The organism is Rathayibacter sp. VKM Ac-2754 (assembly GCF_009807095.1).
Lineage (GTDB): Bacteria > Actinomycetota > Actinomycetes > Actinomycetales > Microbacteriaceae > Rathayibacter.
The window spans coordinates 119,113-135,429 of sequence record NZ_WUCC01000006.1 but is presented as its reverse complement, the minus strand read 5'-3'; the positions used below and the strand labels follow the sequence as shown (position 1 = coordinate 135,429).

The window sequence follows — 16,317 nt, the reverse complement described above, 5'->3', positions numbered from 1 at the left end:
CCTCCGCCCGGTCCCGTCCCGGTCGTCAAGCCTAGCCCGGATCCCGGCTGCGGCGGCCTCGCGCGCGGGTCGGAGTAGCGTCTGTGGCATGCGCTTCTACGGCGGGACGCCCTCGGGCGACCTCACCTACTCCGACGTCTTCCTCGTTCCCGGACGGTCCTCGGTCACCAGCAGGCTCGACGTCTCGCTGGCCCCCGGAGACGGCACGGGCGCCACGATCCCGCTCGTCTCCTCGAACATGAACTCGGTGACCGGCCCGAAGCTCGCCGCGACGCTCGCCCGCCGGGGCGGCCTCGGCGTCCTGCCGCAGGACATGCCGTTGCAGGCGCTCGACGCCGCGATCCGCTGGGTGAAGGAGCAGCCGGTCGCCTTCTCGGGGGCGCTGACCGCGACTCCGGACACCACGGTGGAGGAGGCGCTCACGATCCTGCCCGCCGTCGCCGGCCACGGCTTCGTGATCCAGGAGCAGGACGGCACGATCCTCGGCACCGTCCCCGCCGCCCGCCTCGGCACGGCGCTGCCCGATGCCCGCCTCGGCGACCTCGTGCACGGGGCGGCACCCGCGATCGACGCCGACGACGTGCCGACCGGCCGCGCCGCTTTCGACCTGATGACGGCGGCCGACCTCGACTTCGCCCCGGTCCTGCACCACGGAGCGCTCGTCGGCACGCTCTCGCGCACCGGCGCCCTGCGCTCCACCCTCTACGACCCCGCGCTCGACGCGCACGGCCGCCTCCGGGTCGCCGCCGCGGTCGGCATCAACGGCGACGTGGCCGCCAAGGCCGGGGCGCTCGTGGAGGCCGGAGTCGACGTGCTCGTCCTCGACACGGCGCACGGCCACCAGGAGGGGATGCTCCGCGCCCTGCGCACGGTCTCGGCGCTGGAGCTCGGCGTGCCGATCGCCGCCGGCAACGTCGTCACGGCCGAGGCGGTGCACGACCTCGTCGAGGCCGGCGCCGACATCCTCAAGGTGGGAGTCGGACCCGGCGCGATGTGCACGACCCGCATGATGACGGCCGTCGGCCGGCCGCAGTTCTCGGCGGTGCTCGAGACGGCCGAGCGCGCTCGCGAGCTCGGGGCGCACGTCTGGGCCGACGGCGGGGTGCGCTACCCGCGCGATGTGGCGCTCGCGCTCGCGGCGGGCGCCTCATCGGTGATGATCGGCTCCTGGTTCGCCGGGACCATCGAGGCGCCGGGCGACCTGCGCAGCGACGCGGCGGGCCGGCTCTACAAGGAGAGCTGGGGGATGGCGTCGGCCAAGGCCGTCCAGGAGCGCTTCGAGCGCCTCGACGCCTACGAGCTCGCCCGCAAGCGCCTCTTCGCCGAGGGAATCTCGTCGTCGACCATCTACCTCGACCCGCTGCGTCCCTCGCTCGAGGACCTGCTCGACATGATCACCTCGGGGGTCCGCTCCTCCTTCACCTACGCGGGAGCGCGCAGCGTCGCCGACTTCCACGACCGCGCCCTGGTGGGCCTCCAGTCGGCGGCGGGTTACGAGGAGGGCAAGGCGCTGCCGGTCAGCTGGTGACCGGCCGCCGCGTGCTAGAACCGTCCGCATGACCATCGTCGACAACGCCGTGTACGTCGGCGGCCGCCGCATCCGCAACCCGGATTCGCTCGAGGACACTTTCGAGCTGATGCGCGAGGAGCACGGGATGGCGTGGATCGGGCTCTACCGCCCGACCCGCGAGGAGGTCGAAGCGGTCGCCGAGGAGTTCGGGCTGCACCCGCTCGCGGTCGAGGACGCGCTGAGCGGGCACCAGCGGGCCAAGCTCGAGCGCTACGACGACGGGCTCTTCGTGGTGCTGAGGCCTGCCCGCTACGTCGACGCGGCAGAGACGGTCGTCTTCGGCGAGCTGCACGTGTTCGTCGGTCCGGACTTCGTCGTGACGATCCGGCACGCCGACTCGCCCGACCTCGCCCGGGTGCGCCGGCGCCTCGAGGAGGACCCCGCCCTCCTCGCCCGCGGGCCGGAGGCGGTGCTGTACGCGATCCTCGACCAGGTCGTGGACGAGTACGCGCCCGTCGTGCAGGGCGTGCAGGGCGACGTCGACGAGATCGAGGACCAGCTGTTCGGGGTCGACTCCGACGACGGACTGTCCGAGCGCATCTACCGGCTCTCGCGCGAGGTCATCCACTTCCAGCGGTCGGTGCAGCCGCTGACCGCGCTGTTGCACCTGCTGGCCGACGACGCGACGGCGGCGGCGGCGAGTCCCGAGCGCGTCGAGCTCCACCGCTCGCTCCGCGACGTGCTCGATCACACGATCCGGGTGACGGAGGCGGTGGACGCCCTCCGCGCGATCCTCGACAAGGCCCTCACCGTGCACTCCACGCTGGTCTCGCGCCGCCAGACCGAGACGGGGCTCGCGCAGAACGACGTCGTGCGGAAGATCTCGTCGTGGGCGGCGATCCTCTTCGCACCGACCCTGGTCGCCGGCATCTACGGGATGAACTTCGACGTCATGCCCGAGCTGCACTGGCAGCTCGGCTACCCCTGGGCCATCGGGCTGATGCTCGTCTTCGGCTTCGCGCTCTACGCCGTCTTCAAGCGCAAGAAATGGCTCTGATCCGGCTCCGACCACGCCGCCCCGGCCGGTAGACTCGACGCCACAATGGACGACCCCCCTTCTGCCCATCCGCCCTCGGACCGGCTCGTCCGGTACCTCTCGACCCCCCTCCTCGTGACGGGGGGTGGCCCCCGTGGGCAGTGAGTGGATCCTGCTCGGCGTCGGACTCCTCCTGACGCTCGGCACCGGCGTGTTCGTCGCGAGCGAGTTCGCGCTCGTCAACCTCGACCGGGCCGACCTCGAGGCCCGCCGAGACCGCGGCGAGACCCGACTCGGCATGACGATCGCCGCGCTCAAGGTGACGTCCACCCACCTCTCGAGCGCGCAGCTCGGCATCACGCTGACGACCCTCCTCACCGGCTACACGATGGAGCCGGCGCTCTCGACCCTCCTCGAGCAGCCGTTCAGCGGACTGGGCCTGCCGGAGGACGTGCTGGACCCGGTCATGACCGTCGTCGCGATCGTCATCGCGACCCTGCTGTCGATGATCCTCGGCGAGCTCGTCCCCAAGAACTTCGCGCTGGCGCTGCCGCGCGCCACGGCGAAGCTCGTCGTGCCGCTGCAGACCGCTTTCACCACCGTCTTCCGCCCCGCGGTCGCGCTGCTGAACGGCAGCGCCAACGCCCTGCTGCGCCTCGTCGGCATCGAGCCGAAGGAGGAGCTCTCGGGCGCCCGCAGCGCCGAGGAGCTCTCGAGCCTCGTCCGCCACTCCGCGAGCGCCGGGCTGCTCGAGGAGGACACGGCCGACCTGCTCGGGCGCACCCTCCGCTTCTCGGCCCTCTCCGCCGGCGACGTGATGACCCCGCGCCTGCGGCTCTCGACGCTCGAGCGCGCGAGCACCGCGCAGGACGTCCTCGACCTCGCCCGCACGACCGGGCTCTCGCGCTTCCCGATCACCGACGACGACATCGACGACATCGTCGGCGTCGTGCACGTCAAGCAGGCCGTCGCCGTGCCCCGCGGCAAGCGCTCCGACGTGCCGGTCACGGCGCTGCGCTCGGAGCCCCTCCGCGTGCCCGAGACGATGAAGCTCGACGTGCTGCTCACCGAGCTCCGCGGCCGCGGGTTCCAGCTGGCCGTCGTGGTCGACGAGTACGGCGGGACCGCGGGGGTCGCGACCCTCGAGGACCTGGTCGAGGAGCTCGTGGGCGAGGTCGCCGACGAGCACGACCGCTCGCGCGCCGACGTCGTGAAGCTGCCGGGGTCGACGACCTTCCCGGGCATGCTCCGGCCCGACGAGGTCCGCGACCGCGCCGGCGTGCACATCCCGGAGGAGGGACCGTACGAGACGGTCGCCGGCTTCGTGATGAGCGAGCTCGGCCGCCTCCCCGCCGTGGGAGACGAGGTCGACGTCGACGGCGGATCGCTCCGCGTCGAACGCCTCGACGGACGGCGCATCGACCGGATCCGCTACACCCCCGACCCCGACGCAGGGACGGACGAGATCCCGGACCCCCTGGCCGACGCCGGACGCCCGCACCGAGCACGCAAGGAGGTCGACCATGAGTGACTGGGCAGGAATCGCCTGGCTCGTGGTGCTGCTCGCCGCGAACGCCTTCTTCGTCGGAGCGGAGTTCGCGGTCATCTCCGCGCGCCGCTCCCAGATCGAGCCCCTCGCCGAGAGCGGCCGCCGCAGCGCCATCACCGCCCTCGCCGCGATGGAGCACGCCACCCTGATGCTGGCGACCACCCAGCTCGGCATCACCGTCTGCTCCCTGCTGATCCTCAACGTCAGCGAGCCCGCGATCCACCACCTCCTCGAGGTGCCGCTGCACGCCGTCGGCATCCCCGACGAGTTCTCGGGGACCGTGGCCTTCGTGATCACGCTGCTGATCGTGTCGTTCCTGCACGTCGTCCTCGGCGAGATGGTGCCCAAGAACATCTCGTTCTCGATGCCCGACAAGGCGGTCCTGCTCCTCGCGCCCCCGCTCGTCGCCATCGCCCGGGTGCTCCGCCCGATCATCGTCGCGCTGAACGCGATCTCGAACGGCGTGCTGCGGCTCTTCCGCGTCGAGCCGAAGGACGAGGCGAACAGCACCTTCACGCTGGAGGAGGTGCAGACGATCGTCGACCAGTCGACCCGCGAGGGGACCCTCCGCGACTCGACCGGCACGCTCCTCGCCGCGTTCGAGTTCACCGAGAAGAAGGTGCACGACGTGGCCCTGCCGCTCGACGGCATCGTCAGCCTCCCCGCAGGAGCCAGCCCCGCCGACGTCGAGCGCGCCGTCGCCAAGCACGGCTTCTCGCGCTACGTCGTCCTCGGCGAGGACGGGCTGCCCGAGGGGTACATCCACCTCAAGGACGTCCTCGACCTCGACGGCGACACGGAGGGACCCAAGTTCCGCCTCCCGATCCCCACCAAGCGGATCCGCCAGCTCGCCTCGATCTTCGAGGCCACCGACCTCGAGGACGCCCTCGCGATCATGCGCCGCACCGGCGCCCACCTCGCCCGCGCCTTCGACGAGAAGGGCCAGGCCACGGGAGTGCTGTTCCTGGAGGACATCATCGAGGAGCTCGTCGGCGAAGTGGACGACGCCACCCGCCGCTGACGCGGGCCGCGGAGGGGTCATCTGCGGCGTTGCCGTCGGTCGCGGTACCGCCGGTATCGCTCCCTCCTCCGCCTTGCAGCTGACCCCTCCGCGGCCCGCGTCCACCTCCGAAGGAAGAGGGGGAGCGGGCGGCGCTGCGCGCGCCCAGCGGAGGTTCGTCCAGCGGCGGAGCCGTTCCTCGTCTCAGGGGTGAGGGGGAAGGCGGCGCCGCCGGTCGCCCTCCCCATGCTGGTCGAGCCCGCAGCCCCGCGGGGGCGTCTCTCCCTGCTGGTCGAGTAGCCCCGCAGGGGCGTATCGAGACCCACCAGCGTCAGCAGAACAGTCTTCAGCCCTGCCCTACTGACGGACGTGGATCTCGATACGCCCGCTGCGCGGGCTACTCGATCAGCGGGAGGAGGGGAGAGAACCGCGGGGGCGGGCTCGAGCGGCGAGCGGTGGCGAGCGGAGGGGCGGACCTAGGCTGGCGGGATGAGCGGGTTCGAGCGGTTCGGGGTGGGGGAGGCGGCGGCGGTGCTGCGCGCGCCGACGGCGGACGACGACAAGTACAGCCGGGGGGTGCTCGGGGTCACGACCGGGTCGGAGCGGTATCCGGGGGCGGCGGTGCTCGGGGTGGAGGCGGCGGTCCGCACGGGGGTCGGGATGGTGCGGTACCTCGGTGACGAGCGGCCGACGGGGCTCGTGCTCGCGCGGAGACCCGAGGTCGTCACGTCGGCGGGGCGGGTGCAGGCGTGGCTGATCGGGTCGGGCACCGATGCGGCCGACCGCTCGGAGGACGAGCGCGGTGCGCTGCTCGAGCGGCTGCGGTCGGGGGTGCCGGTGGTGCTCGACGCCGGCGCCCTCGATCTGGTCGGCGAGGCGACCGGGCCCGTGATCGTGACTCCGCACGCCGGCGAGCTCAGCGGCATGCTGGCGCGGGACGGGGTCGACGTCGACCGGCGCGCGGTCACGGCCGACGCGGCCGGCTGGGCGAGGCGCGCGGCCGAGCGGTTCGGCGCCTGCGTGCTCCTCAAGGGCTCGACGACCCACGTCGTCGCCGGGGCCGCGGCGCACGCGGTGAGCGGATCCACTCCGTGGCTCGCCACCGCGGGCAGCGGCGACGTGCTCGGGGGAGTGCTGGGCGCCCTGCTCGCGGGACGCGCGGCCGACGCCGAGCGCGACGGGCGCACCCTGGCCGACGACGATCTCGCCGGGGTCGCCGCCGCCTCGGCCGTGCTGCACGCCGAGGCGGGAGCGTCGGCCTCGCGCGGCGGCCCGATCGCCGCCCTCGACATCGCGGAGCACCTCCCGGGCGTCGTCGCCCGCCTCCTGGGCTGATGACCGACCGCGGACGGGCGCGGCCCCGGACGAGCGTCGCCCTCGGATGAGCTGAGAACACGGACAGGCACTGAACCGTTCTCGAGACGCCCCCGTTGTCAGAGGGAGAAGAGGCTCCGTGCGACTCCGCCCCCATCGGAACCGCACTGCCGCCTCATCGGAATCTCGAAGCTCCCCTCCGTAGCGTCGCCATCGACAGGCGCGTCCGCCCCCTCACCCCAGGAGAACAGACATGACCGCGAAGACCACGACCCCCGCCCGCTACGCCCTCACCCTCCTGGCCGGAGCCGGCACTCTCGCCGCGCTCGCCGCCTGCTCGAGCACCGCCACCGCCGGCACCGACACCGCGGAGGAGACCACCACCCCCGCCGCCACGACCGAGTCGACCGCTGCGGCGACCGACGATTCCACCGCCGCGGCGACGGGCGACAGCGCCTACGCCGACGGCACCTACGACGCCGAGGGCTCTTACACCTCGCCCGGCGGAAACGAGTCGGTCGGCGTCTCGATCACCCTCGAGGGCGGCGTCGTCACCGCCGTGACCGTCACCCCCGAGTCCGAGAACCCGACCGGCGAGCAGTACCAGGAGCGCTTCGCCAGCGGCATCTCGGGCGAGGTCGTGGGCAAGTCCCTCGACGAGCTGGACGTGACGAAGGTGTCGGGATCCTCCCTCACCTCCGGCGGCTTCAACGAGGCCGTCGAGACGATCAAGGCCGATGCCGCGGCCTGACGCTCTCGCGCACGAGTGGCGCTTCGACGCGATCGGCACCTCGTGGCAGATCGACACCGATGCGCCGCTCGACGAGCCCGCCCGCGCCCGGGTCGCCGCCCGGATCGAGGCGTACGACCGCACCTGGTCGCGCTTCCGCGACGACTCGGCGGCCTCCGCCCTGCGCGCACGACCGGGCGAGCACCTCTTCCCGGCCGAGGCCGAGGCGCTCTTCGGCCTGTACGACGAGCTCTTCGCGCTGAGCGGAGGGGCCGTCACGCCGTTCGTCGGTGACGCCCTCGAGCAGCTCGGCTACGACTCCGTCTACTCGCTCGTCTCGCGCGGACCGGCCGAGCCCGCCCCCTCGTGGGGCGAGGCGCGGGTCGCGGGCGGCGTCGGCGTGCGGACCACGACCGGCGTCGTCCTCGACGTGGGAGCGGCCGGCAAGGGCCAGCTCGTCGATCTCGTGCTCGCCGAGCTCGAATCGGCCGGAGTCGACCGGGCCGTCGTCGACGCGAGCGGCGACCTGCGGGCCCGCGGCGCCGGTGCGCTCCGCATCGGTCTCGAGCACCCGTACGACCCCGCCCGGGCGATCGGAGTGGCGGAGCCGGCCGAGCGCGCACTGTGCGCCTCCGCCAGCAACCGCCGCGTCTGGGGCGAGGGCCTGCACCACGTGCTCGACGGCCGCACCGGGCGACCGGTCGACACCGTCGTGGCGACGTGGGTCGTCGCCGACACCGCGCTGCTCGCCGACGGCCTGGCCACCGCCCTCTTCGTCTGCCCGCCCGAGACTCTCGCCGAGCGCTTCGACTTCGAGTTCGTCCGCGTCCTGAGCGACGGCACCCTCCACTACTCGCCCCGCTTCCCCGGAGAGGTCTTCCGATGATCGGCACCCTCGATCGCGCCCTCGGCCGCATCACCATGTACCGCCTGGTCTGGATGACGCTCGCCGCGCTCCTCCTGATCGCCCTCGGCTACTCCGCTGCCGGGCTGATCTTCTTCACCCCGCTCGAGATCCTCGCGACGGCGGTGGTCGCCGTCGTGTCGACCACCGGGGTCACCTGGCTCATCGCGACGGCGGTGCGCTCGCCCGCGCACCTCGAGTCCTCGCTGGTCACCGGGCTCCTCATCGCGTTCCTCCTCTTCCCGTCGGCCGAACCGCGCGCGCTGCTCGTGGTCGCGCTGGTGGGGGCGGTGGCCGCGGCGTCCAAGTACGTGCTCGCGTGGCGCGGCCGCCACCTCTTCAACCCGGCCGCGGTCGCCGTCCTGCTGATCGCGCTCGCCCAGGGCCTGCTCGAGGGGACGGCCCTCGACGGCTCGCTCACCGCGGCCGCCTGGGTGCTGCCGACCGGCGCGCTCTGGCCGTGGGTGCTCGTCGCGTCCCTGCTGATCGTGGCGCGGGTGCGGCGGTGGTCGATCTTCCTCGTCTTCGTCCTGGTCGCCTCCGCAGTCTCGGTCGGGCAGTCGGTGCTCGTCAACGGCCAGGACGCCGGCGCCGCCCTGATGTCGGTGCTGACGGCCTACCCGTTCGTGTTCGCCGGCGCCTTCATGCTCACCGAGCCGCTGACGCTCGCTCCCCGCCGCTCGCAGCAGATCGTGGTCGCGGTGGTCGCGGCGCTGCTCACCAGCGTCCCCTTCCACCTCGGGCTGCTCTACTCGAGCCCCGAGCTGGGTCTCGTGGTCGGCAACGCGATCGCCTTCGCCTTCGCGTACCGGCAGCGGAGGCGGCTCTCGCTCGAGCTGCGCTCCTCGAGCGAGATCGCCCCCGGCATCACGGAGTACCGCTTCCGTCCCCGGGTCCCCGTTCCGTTCGAGGCGGGCCAGTGGCTCGAGCTCGACCTGCCGCACCGTGCCGACAGCCGCGGGAGCCGCCGGACGTTCTCGATCGCCTCCGCTCCCGCCGACGGCGAGATCGCGATCGCGACCCGGAGCCCTGAGAAGCCGAGCAGCTTCAAGCGGGCTCTCGCCGGCCTCGAGCCCGGCGCCTCGGTGCGCGCCACGAGTGTCGGCGGCGACTTCGTGCTCCCGGCCGACCCCTCGACTCCGCTGCTCCTCGTCGCGGGCGGCATCGGCATCACGCCGTTCGCGAGCCAGCTGCGAGCGATCGCCGACGGCCAGGAGCGGGACGTGGTCGTCGTCTACGCGGCCGCGCGGATCGAGGACGTCGCGTACCGCGAGCTGCTCCGGGAGTCGGGCGCCCGCGTGGTCCTCGTGTCGCGCGAGACGCCGTCGTCGCTGCCGGAGGGCTGGACCCACGTGCCCGGCCGGTTGAGCGCCGAGAAGCTCGCCGACGCCGTCCCGGACGCCCCGCGGCGCACCGGTCTCGTCTCCGGATCGCCGTCGTTCGTCGACTCCGTCCGCGGTGCGCTGCGCGCTGCCGGGGCGAAGAGCGTACGCACCGACGCCTTCGCCGGCTACTGAGGCTCTCAGGGAGGCGCGGCTCCTGCCAGGACCACGCCTTCCTGCCCCTCTACACTGACGCCGTGTCGACCCCAGGAACCCGAGCGCCCCGCCGCCCCGTCGCGTGGCTGCGCGAGAACCGCGACTCCGCCTCCGTGCTGTGGGGCGGCTTCGCCCTGGTGCACGTGCTGCTGTCGCTCCTGGCCCTCTTCGCGCCGGGCCTGCCGATGGGCGACGTCAGCATCGTCTACAAGCAGTGGATGCAGACCGCGGTCGACGGCGGCGCCATCGCCGGCATCGACACCGGCTGGGTCTACCCGATCCTCGCCTGGGCGCCCATCGCCGCCTCCTGGCTGTTCGGCGCCGCCGGCTACGACCTGATGTGGCTGCTGCTCGTGGCCGTCGTCGATGCTGCCGCCTTCGCGCTGCTGCTGCGCGGCGGCGCGCCGGTGCGGCTCGCCGCGGCCCGCTGGTGGCTCCTCTTCCTCGTCCTGCTCGGGCCGATCGCGGTGGGGCGGATCGACGCGTTCACCGTTCCGCCCGCCATCGCCGGGATGCTCTGGGCCGGCACCCGTCCGGCCGCGTCCGCTCTGCTGCTCACGATCGCGACGTGGATCAAGGTGTGGCCGGCGGCGATCCTCGCGGCCGCCGTGCTCGTGCTCCGAGGTCGCCTGACGACCGTGCTGGTTCCCGTCGCGACCTCGATCGTCATCGTGCTCGCCGTCGTCCTCGTCGGCGGAGGCGACCAGGTCTTCAGCTTCGTCGGCGACCAGACCACCCGGGGGCTCCAGATCGAGGCCGTCGTCAGCACGCCGTGGATGTGGGCGGCGTCGCTCGGCCCCGACGGCGGCAGCAGCTACGTCTGGTACGCCGCCGACATCAACACGTTCGAGATGCACGGGCCCGGCACCGAGATCGCCGCGGCGGTGATGACTCCGCTGCTCGCTCTCACGATGCTCGGGGTCGCGCTGCTGGGACTGCGCGCCCTGCGCGCCGGCCCCGCGCCGACCCGCCTGTTCCCCCTGCTCGCGCTGACCTTCGTCGTCGTCTTCATCGACACGAACAAGGTGCTCTCGCCCCAGTACATCGTCTGGCTGGCGCCGCCCGTCATCGCCGCTCTCGTGGTGACCCGGGACGGATGGTTCGCGACGCCGGCGAAGCTGACCCTGGTGATCGCCGCGCTGACGCAGCTCGTCTATCCGTACCTCTACCTCTTCCTCCTCTGGGAGCACTGGTGGATGGTGCTCGTGCTGACCGCCCGCAACGTCGTGCTCCTCGTGCTGCTCGGATGGCTCGTCCGCGAGCTGTGGCGGGCGGGGCGGGTGCAGGCCGACGGTCTCGACGCCTCCGCGAGTGCGCGGATCGGCGCGTCGCCCGTGACGGCCTCGTAGGCTCCTCGGAGCGGTCGAGACGCGGCCGCGGCAGGGAGTCCCTCATGCTCGTCGCATTCTCGGTCGCACCGTCCGGCGGCGAGGGCCCCGACGCCTCCGTGCACGACGCCGTCGCGGCCGCCGTCCGCATCGTCCGCGAGTCCGGCCTGCCGAACCGCACGACCTCGATGTTCACCGAGATCGAGGGGGAGTGGGACGAGGTCTTCGACGTCGTCAAGCGGGCGACGGAGGCGGTGGGCGCCTTCGGGACGCGAGTCTCGCTGGTGCTCAAGGCCGACATCCGCCCCGGCTACTCGGGCGAGATCGACGCCAAGATCGAGCGGCTCGGACGCGCGCTCGACGAGTGAGCCCTCCCGGGCGCGCGGTTCTCGAATCGTTTCGATTCCGCTCCGGTTCTCTGTACCCTTGACCGGTGACACTCTCTCCGGCCCGCACGCGCCTCGCCCTCCTCGCCCTCGCGATGGGAGGCTTCGGGATCGGCTCGACCGAGTTCGTCGCCATGGGACTCCTCCCGCAGCTCGCGGCCGACCTGCTCCCCGACGTCTACGCGGCGAGCTCGGAGCAGGCGAACTCGCAGGCCGGACTCCTGATCTCGGCCTACGCCCTCGGCGTGGTGGTCGGCGCGCCCACCATCGCGGCCGCCGCCGCCCGCTGGCCGCGCAAGCGCCTCCTCCTCAGCCTGCTGGTGGCCTTCACGCTGGGGACGATCGCCTCGGCGCTGCTGCCGACCTTCCCGCTGGTGCTCCTGGCCCGCTTCGTCGCGGCGCTGCCGCACGGCGCGTACTTCGGCATCGCCTCCCTCGTCGCGGCCGACCTGATGGGGCCGGGCAAGCGCGGCAAGGGCGTCGCCTTCGTGCTCTCGGGCCTGACGATCGCGAATGTCGTCGGCGTGCCCGCCATCACCTGGGTCGGCCAGAACGCCGGCTGGCGCAGCGCCTACCTGGTCGTGGCCGCCATCTTCGCCGCGACCGTCGTCGCGGTCTGGCTGCTCGTGCCGTTCCAGGCGGGCGACCCGGGCGCGACGATGCGCAACGAGCTCAAGGCGTTCGGTCGACTGCAGGTCTGGATGACCTTGGCGATCGGCGCCATCGGCTTCGGCGGACTCTTCGCGATGTACAGCTACATCACTCCGCTCTCGACCGAGGTGACCGGGCTGCCGCTCGGCGTCGTGCCCTGGGTGCTGGTCGTGATCGGCCTGGGCATGACGGTCGGCAACCTCGTGGGCGGCTGGGCGGCCGACAAGAACGTCACGCGGGCGCTGATGGTGCTGTTCGCGGGTGTCGGAGTGTCGCTGGTGGGCCTCGCCCTGACCGCGACGAGTCCCGCGGGCCTGCTCGTCTTCACGTTCCTCGCGGCCGGGTTCTCGGCCGGCGCCTCCCCGGCGATCCAGACCCGGCTGATGGACGTCGCGCGCGACAGCCAGACCATCGCCGCGGCCCTGAACCACTCGGCGCTCAACATCGGCAACTCGGTCGGCGCGGCCCTCGGAGGCGTCACCATCGCCGCCGGCCTCGGCTACGTCTCGCCCATCTGGGTCGGCGTCGTGCTCACCGCCGCCGGCATCCTCCTCGCCTTCGCGAGCCTCGCCGTCGACCGCGCTCGCGGCACCGTCTACCCCGCCCCGCGCGAGCCCTCCGCCCCCGGCACGAACGGCATCCCGATCAACGCCCTCTGACCCACCCGCCTCGGAGCCGGCCGGTGAGGGAACCCCGGCCAGCCGAGACCGCCCTTGGGAGCCGGCTCCCTCGACGGGCCGGGGTTCCCTCGCTGTCGGGCGAGGTGCAGACTTCGCCCGAATGCGGGCGCCCCAGCGGAGGAGCGAAGCCTCACCTGTCGACGCTGGTGGGTCTCGATACGCCCCTGCGGGGCTACTCGACCAGCATGCATGCGGTCATGCGGGTGAGCGGGCGTGCGGACGGGCGGACGTGCGTGCGTGCGTGCGTGCGCCTCTCGCCCGTCTCGGGGCGGAGCCACGCAAGCTCAGCAGGCCGAATCAGATGACGGATCTGTTGACGCTGGTGGGTCTCGATACGCCCCTGCGGGGCTACTCGACCAGCATGCACGCGGACGAGCGGGCGCAAGCCTCGCGCGCACATCAAGGTGGAGCCGTTCGGAAATCCGCGTGCCAGCGGATTTCCGCAGGCGTCGTCAGACGCTCTGCGGATCGCAACCACCTGGAGGAGCCGACCGCGGCACGGCGGGCGGGGACCGCCGTGCAGAACGGCTCAGTCCGTCTCGATCAGGATCCCGTCGTGGATGGCGCGCTTGCGCAGGGCGACCTTCGTGCCGACGTCGATGCCGACGACGCGGTACTTCTCGCGGATGCGCTTGAGGTACGACTTCGCCGTCTCCTCCGAGATGCCGAGTTCGAAGGCCACCGACTTGACCGGTTCGCCGCCTCCGTAGAGCGCCATCACCCGGCGCTCCTGCGCGCTGAGCTTCGGGGCGCCGTCGGAGTCGCCGGTCGACAGGGCCATGTCGAGCTCGTGCGAGATGTACGAGTGGCCGTCCTTCGCCGCGCGGATCGCCTCGACGATCATGTCGGCGTCCTCCGTCTTGACGAGGTAGCCGAGTGCTCCGGAGGCGAGCGCCTCGCGCACGACGGCCGGCTCGGAGTAGGTGCTCATCAGCACGGTCTTGACGCCGGTCGTCTTGAGAGTCGAGAGCTTCACCGAGATCGGGATGTTGTCCTTGAGGTCGAGGTCGAGCAGGACGACGTCGACGGGGAACTCCGGGTGGGTGAGCAGCTCGGGCCAGGAGGCGACCGCGGCGACCAGCTGGATGTCGGACGCGGCGCCGCGGATCCACTCGGTGAGGGCGCCGAGGAGCATCTTGTGATCGTCGACCACCGCGAGGGTGATCTTCGGTTCGGCGGTGTTGGTCATCGGGGTCCTTCGGCTCTGCGGGCGATTCGCGGATGCTGATCAGCGGTCGGCGGGGTTCTCGACCAGACAATCGATCTCGACCACGAGCTCTCCGTCGTGGGAAGCCTCGCGGAAGGTGCCGACCTGTGCGATAGCTTCCCATGTCGCAGGGTCCACTTCGCGCAGTGGCACGCCTTCGGAGCGGAGAACGAGCGGCACGAGCAGGGTCCGCGGGGGTGCGTCGGGGCCGGGATCGCGCGGGGGGCTCGCCTCGACGTGCAGGGGAGAGGTGGATCCGTCGACGATCAGCCAGATCGCCGACAGCAGCCCGTCGCGCTGCTCGTGGCCGAGGAGTCCGGCGGCGCCGTCGGGGTCGTGCAGGTCGACGAGGGGCGCGAGCAGCTCCGACTCGAGGATCGCGTGGTGCAGCCACGTCTCCCGCCGACCCTCGATCAGGTGGAGGCGCAGCTGCGTCGCGAGGGAGGCGGCGAGCGCGGCGCGGTGCGCGTCGAGCGGCAGCGGGGTGCTGCCGTCGCCGACCTCGGCGAGCAGGCGCTCGGCGGCGAGGTCGAGGCGCGCGAGCTCCTCGGAGGCGAGCATCCCGACCGCGTAGCGCGGCCCGAGCGTGGTGCTCTGCACCAGGGCCCGGTCGATCTCGAGCTGCACCATCCGGCGGAATCCGCGCATCATCACGACCACCACGACGGCCGGCGCGATCGTGACGACGAGCGCGCTGACCCGCACCGAGAACGACGTGGGATCACCGGCCGACATCGCCCCGAAGGTCACCAGCTCGGCCACGGCGACGACGAGTGCCAGGGCGAGGATCTCGACGCTCCGGCGGTGGACGATCATCGCCGCGTGCGACACCGCGGCGGCGACCGCGGCCGTCGGCGCGACCGCGGCGCTGCCCGGCTCGACGACGGCGATCAGGTCGAGCACGACCGTGCCCGCGAGGCCGAGGAGGAAGGCGGTGTACGCCATGGTGGGCAGCCGGTCGCCCGAGGAGCGGATGGTGATGACGACGGCGGCGAACGACGCCGCGAGGAGGAACCAGGCGGCCAGGACCAGCCCCGGTCGCGCGTAGGAGTCCATCGTGGTGAAGAAGACGAGGAACTCGTAGGCCATCAGCGCCGCGGCGATGCCGTTCAGCCCGCTGCCGAGGTAGCTGGTGCCGAGCCCCTCCTGCTGGCCCTTCGCCGATCGGGCGGCGCGCGACGGCCGACCCCGCCAGGCTCCGGTTCCGCGCAGCAGCGGAGCGATCTCGTCCGCGCCGTCCCTCACTTGGGCACCTCGAGCACGACCGTGGTGCCCGAGCCCGGCGAGCTGAAGAGCCGGGTGCTGCCGCCGACATCGGCGAGCCGGGCCACGACCGACTCCTTGAAGCCCAGCTTCGTCGAGGGCACGGTCCCGATGTCGAAGCCCACTCCCGCATCGGTGACCATCGCGCGCACGGTCCGCTGGTCCTCCGTGATGGTCACGTCGGCGCTGTTCACCCCGGAGTGGCGTCGCACGTTCTCGAGGCACTCGGCGAGCGCGAGCACGAACGAGTCGAGGGCGGCCCCCGTCAGCACGACCTGGCCCGAGCCGTGCCAGATCACGTCGAGCCCCATCCGGCCGAAGCGGCTCTTGACGTTCTCGAAGGAGTCGGCGGCCGGCGCGCTGGTGACACTGGTGAGCTGGTACGAGCCCGACACGCTCGGAGTCGGGGTGCCGCCGAGGCGCAGCTGCCGCAGGAGCTGCGCGTCCTCGGCGGCCTGCTGTCGGAGGGCCTCCACCGAGACACCGCGGCCGGAGTGGGCGAGCAGCGTGAGTGTGGCGAGCACCGTGTCGTGGAGCAGGCGCGCGCCTTGGCGGCGCTGCGCCTCCGTCTCGCTGGCCTGGCGCTCGACCCGGTGGGCGTTGCCGATGCTGTCGATGCGGCGCACGACGCGGGGCACCGCGGTGCTGATCCAGAGCGCGAACCCGCTGAGCACGCCCCAGGGCAGCAGGCTCTGGACGATCACGGCCAGGACCATCGCGTCTGCGCGCACCAGCACCGTGAAGAAGATGCTGGGCAGCATGACGGGGAGCAGGAGGGCGACGCGTCGGAGCGAGGTCGTGACGGCGACCGCGATGCTCGACGTGATCGCGTTGGCCGTGCTGACCAGCACGAAGCCGGCGAAGGCGTTGCTCTGGGTGAGGTCGACGGCGAGCCCGGCGCTCAGGAGCAGCCCGCCCAGACCGGTCAGGACCACCCAGAGCCGCCCGCCGGTGCGGCCGAGGCCGATGTGGGCGACGGCGAGACCGGCCAGCATGGCGACCGCGAAGGGCACCGCGTGCTCGTGCAGGGTGCCGGGGACGAGGACCATCGACAGGGCGGCGGCGTCCGTGAGCAGTCCGATCCCGCAGGCGGACTGGCGCAGGAGCCGATCGCGCTCGCGTGCACTGCGCTTCAACGGCACGGTCGCTCCTCCTCACGTCGAGGTCCCGGGGCGGACCCCCGACACACGATAGCCGCGGACGGGGGGCAGGGGCGGGCCG

Annotated in this window: 14 protein-coding genes; 11 read left to right on the top strand and 3 right to left on the bottom strand. The window is 72.6% G+C overall.

Annotated elements, in window-relative coordinates:
- The first annotated feature begins 88 nt into the window (after positions 1-88).
- From GRS92_RS11920 to GRS92_RS11870, 11 genes are all read left to right on the top strand, one after another.
- Positions 89-1,528 (top strand): GuaB1 family IMP dehydrogenase-related protein, encoded by a 1,440-nt coding sequence (locus GRS92_RS11920; protein WP_159856572.1) that lies wholly within the window; start codon positions 89-91, stop codon positions 1,526-1,528.
- 28 nt (positions 1,529-1,556) lie between these two features.
- Positions 1,557-2,567, top strand: coding sequence for a magnesium/cobalt transporter CorA (corA, locus tag GRS92_RS11915; protein WP_159856570.1), 1,011 nt, complete (start codon positions 1,557-1,559; stop codon positions 2,565-2,567).
- Between the two features lie 133 nt (positions 2,568-2,700).
- The gene (locus GRS92_RS11910; RefSeq protein WP_442966235.1) at positions 2,701-4,077 is read left to right on the top strand and encodes a hemolysin family protein; all 1,377 of its coding nucleotides are present in this window, start codon (positions 2,701-2,703) and stop codon (positions 4,075-4,077) included.
- Complete coding sequence (locus GRS92_RS11905; RefSeq protein WP_159856568.1) at positions 4,070-5,116, top strand: hemolysin family protein; 1,047 nt, start codon at positions 4,070-4,072, stop codon at positions 5,114-5,116. Before GRS92_RS11910 ends, GRS92_RS11905 begins: the two co-directional genes overlap by 8 nt.
- 468 nt (positions 5,117-5,584) lie before the next feature.
- On the top strand, positions 5,585-6,430 hold the full coding sequence (locus GRS92_RS11900; RefSeq protein WP_159856557.1) for an ADP-dependent NAD(P)H-hydrate dehydratase: 846 nt from the start codon (positions 5,585-5,587) through the stop codon (positions 6,428-6,430).
- 232 nt (positions 6,431-6,662) lie between these two features.
- On the top strand, positions 6,663-7,160 hold the full coding sequence (locus GRS92_RS11895) for an FMN-binding protein (RefSeq protein WP_159856555.1): 498 nt from the start codon (positions 6,663-6,665) through the stop codon (positions 7,158-7,160).
- The gene (locus GRS92_RS11890; protein WP_159856553.1) at positions 7,147-8,025 is read left to right on the top strand and encodes an FAD:protein FMN transferase; all 879 of its coding nucleotides are present in this window, start codon (positions 7,147-7,149) and stop codon (positions 8,023-8,025) included. The genes GRS92_RS11895 and GRS92_RS11890 overlap by 14 nt, the downstream gene beginning before the upstream one ends.
- A complete protein-coding gene (locus GRS92_RS11885; RefSeq protein ID WP_159856551.1) occupies positions 8,022-9,560 on the top strand; it encodes an RnfABCDGE type electron transport complex subunit D in 1,539 nt (512 codons plus the stop codon). Before GRS92_RS11890 ends, GRS92_RS11885 begins: the two co-directional genes overlap by 4 nt.
- Before the next feature lie 62 nt (positions 9,561-9,622).
- Positions 9,623-10,930, top strand: coding sequence for a glycosyltransferase 87 family protein (locus GRS92_RS11880; RefSeq protein WP_159856549.1), 1,308 nt, complete (start codon positions 9,623-9,625; stop codon positions 10,928-10,930).
- A gap of 44 nt (positions 10,931-10,974) precedes the next feature.
- Positions 10,975-11,277: a thiamine-binding protein gene (locus GRS92_RS11875; RefSeq protein WP_159856547.1), complete on the top strand. Its 303-nt coding sequence runs from the start codon at positions 10,975-10,977 to the stop codon at positions 11,275-11,277.
- 113 nt (positions 11,278-11,390) lie between these two features.
- Complete coding sequence (locus tag GRS92_RS11870) at positions 11,391-12,605, top strand: MFS transporter (RefSeq protein WP_159856958.1); 1,215 nt, start codon at positions 11,391-11,393, stop codon at positions 12,603-12,605.
- Positions 12,606-13,155: 550 nt separating this feature from the next.
- On the opposite strand, the gene GRS92_RS11865 is transcribed toward GRS92_RS11870, so the two are convergent.
- From GRS92_RS11865 to GRS92_RS11855, 3 genes are read right to left on the bottom strand one after another with little or no spacing between them, the layout of a single operon-like run.
- Positions 13,156-13,815 (bottom strand): response regulator, encoded by a 660-nt coding sequence (locus GRS92_RS11865; RefSeq protein ID WP_159856545.1) that lies wholly within the window; start codon positions 13,813-13,815, stop codon positions 13,156-13,158.
- A gap of 39 nt (positions 13,816-13,854) precedes the next feature.
- A complete protein-coding gene (locus tag GRS92_RS11860; RefSeq protein ID WP_159856543.1) occupies positions 13,855-15,078 on the bottom strand; it encodes a hypothetical protein in 1,224 nt (407 codons plus the stop codon).
- Positions 15,075-16,238 (bottom strand): sensor histidine kinase, encoded by a 1,164-nt coding sequence (locus GRS92_RS11855; protein WP_235021979.1) that lies wholly within the window; start codon positions 16,236-16,238, stop codon positions 15,075-15,077. The genes GRS92_RS11860 and GRS92_RS11855 overlap by 4 nt, the downstream gene beginning before the upstream one ends.
- Positions 16,239-16,317: the final 79 nt, after the last annotated feature.

What these genes read in the sequence shown, in the direction of transcription:
- GRS92_RS11905 (WP_159856568.1), top strand. Translation starts at nt 4,070, where the DNA reads ATGAGTGACTGGGCAGGAATCGCCTGGCTCGTGGTGCTGCTCGCCGCG.
- corA (WP_159856570.1), top strand. Translation starts at nt 1,557, where the DNA reads ATGACCATCGTCGACAACGCCGTGTACGTCGGCGGCCGCCGCATCCGC.
- GRS92_RS11895 (WP_159856555.1), top strand. Translation starts at nt 6,663, where the DNA reads ATGACCGCGAAGACCACGACCCCCGCCCGCTACGCCCTCACCCTCCTG.
- GRS92_RS11875 (WP_159856547.1), top strand. Translation starts at nt 10,975, where the DNA reads ATGCTCGTCGCATTCTCGGTCGCACCGTCCGGCGGCGAGGGCCCCGAC.
- GRS92_RS11865 (WP_159856545.1), bottom strand. Translation starts at nt 13,815, where the DNA reads ATGACCAACACCGCCGAACCGAAGATCACCCTCGCGGTGGTCGACGAT.
- GRS92_RS11870 (WP_159856958.1), top strand. Translation starts at nt 11,391, where the DNA reads ATGGGAGGCTTCGGGATCGGCTCGACCGAGTTCGTCGCCATGGGACTC.
- GRS92_RS11900 (WP_159856557.1), top strand. Translation starts at nt 5,585, where the DNA reads ATGAGCGGGTTCGAGCGGTTCGGGGTGGGGGAGGCGGCGGCGGTGCTG.
- GRS92_RS11885 (WP_159856551.1), top strand. Translation starts at nt 8,022, where the DNA reads ATGATCGGCACCCTCGATCGCGCCCTCGGCCGCATCACCATGTACCGC.
- GRS92_RS11920 (WP_159856572.1), top strand. Translation starts at nt 89, where the DNA reads ATGCGCTTCTACGGCGGGACGCCCTCGGGCGACCTCACCTACTCCGAC.
- GRS92_RS11890 (WP_159856553.1), top strand. Translation starts at nt 7,147, where the DNA reads ATGCCGCGGCCTGACGCTCTCGCGCACGAGTGGCGCTTCGACGCGATC.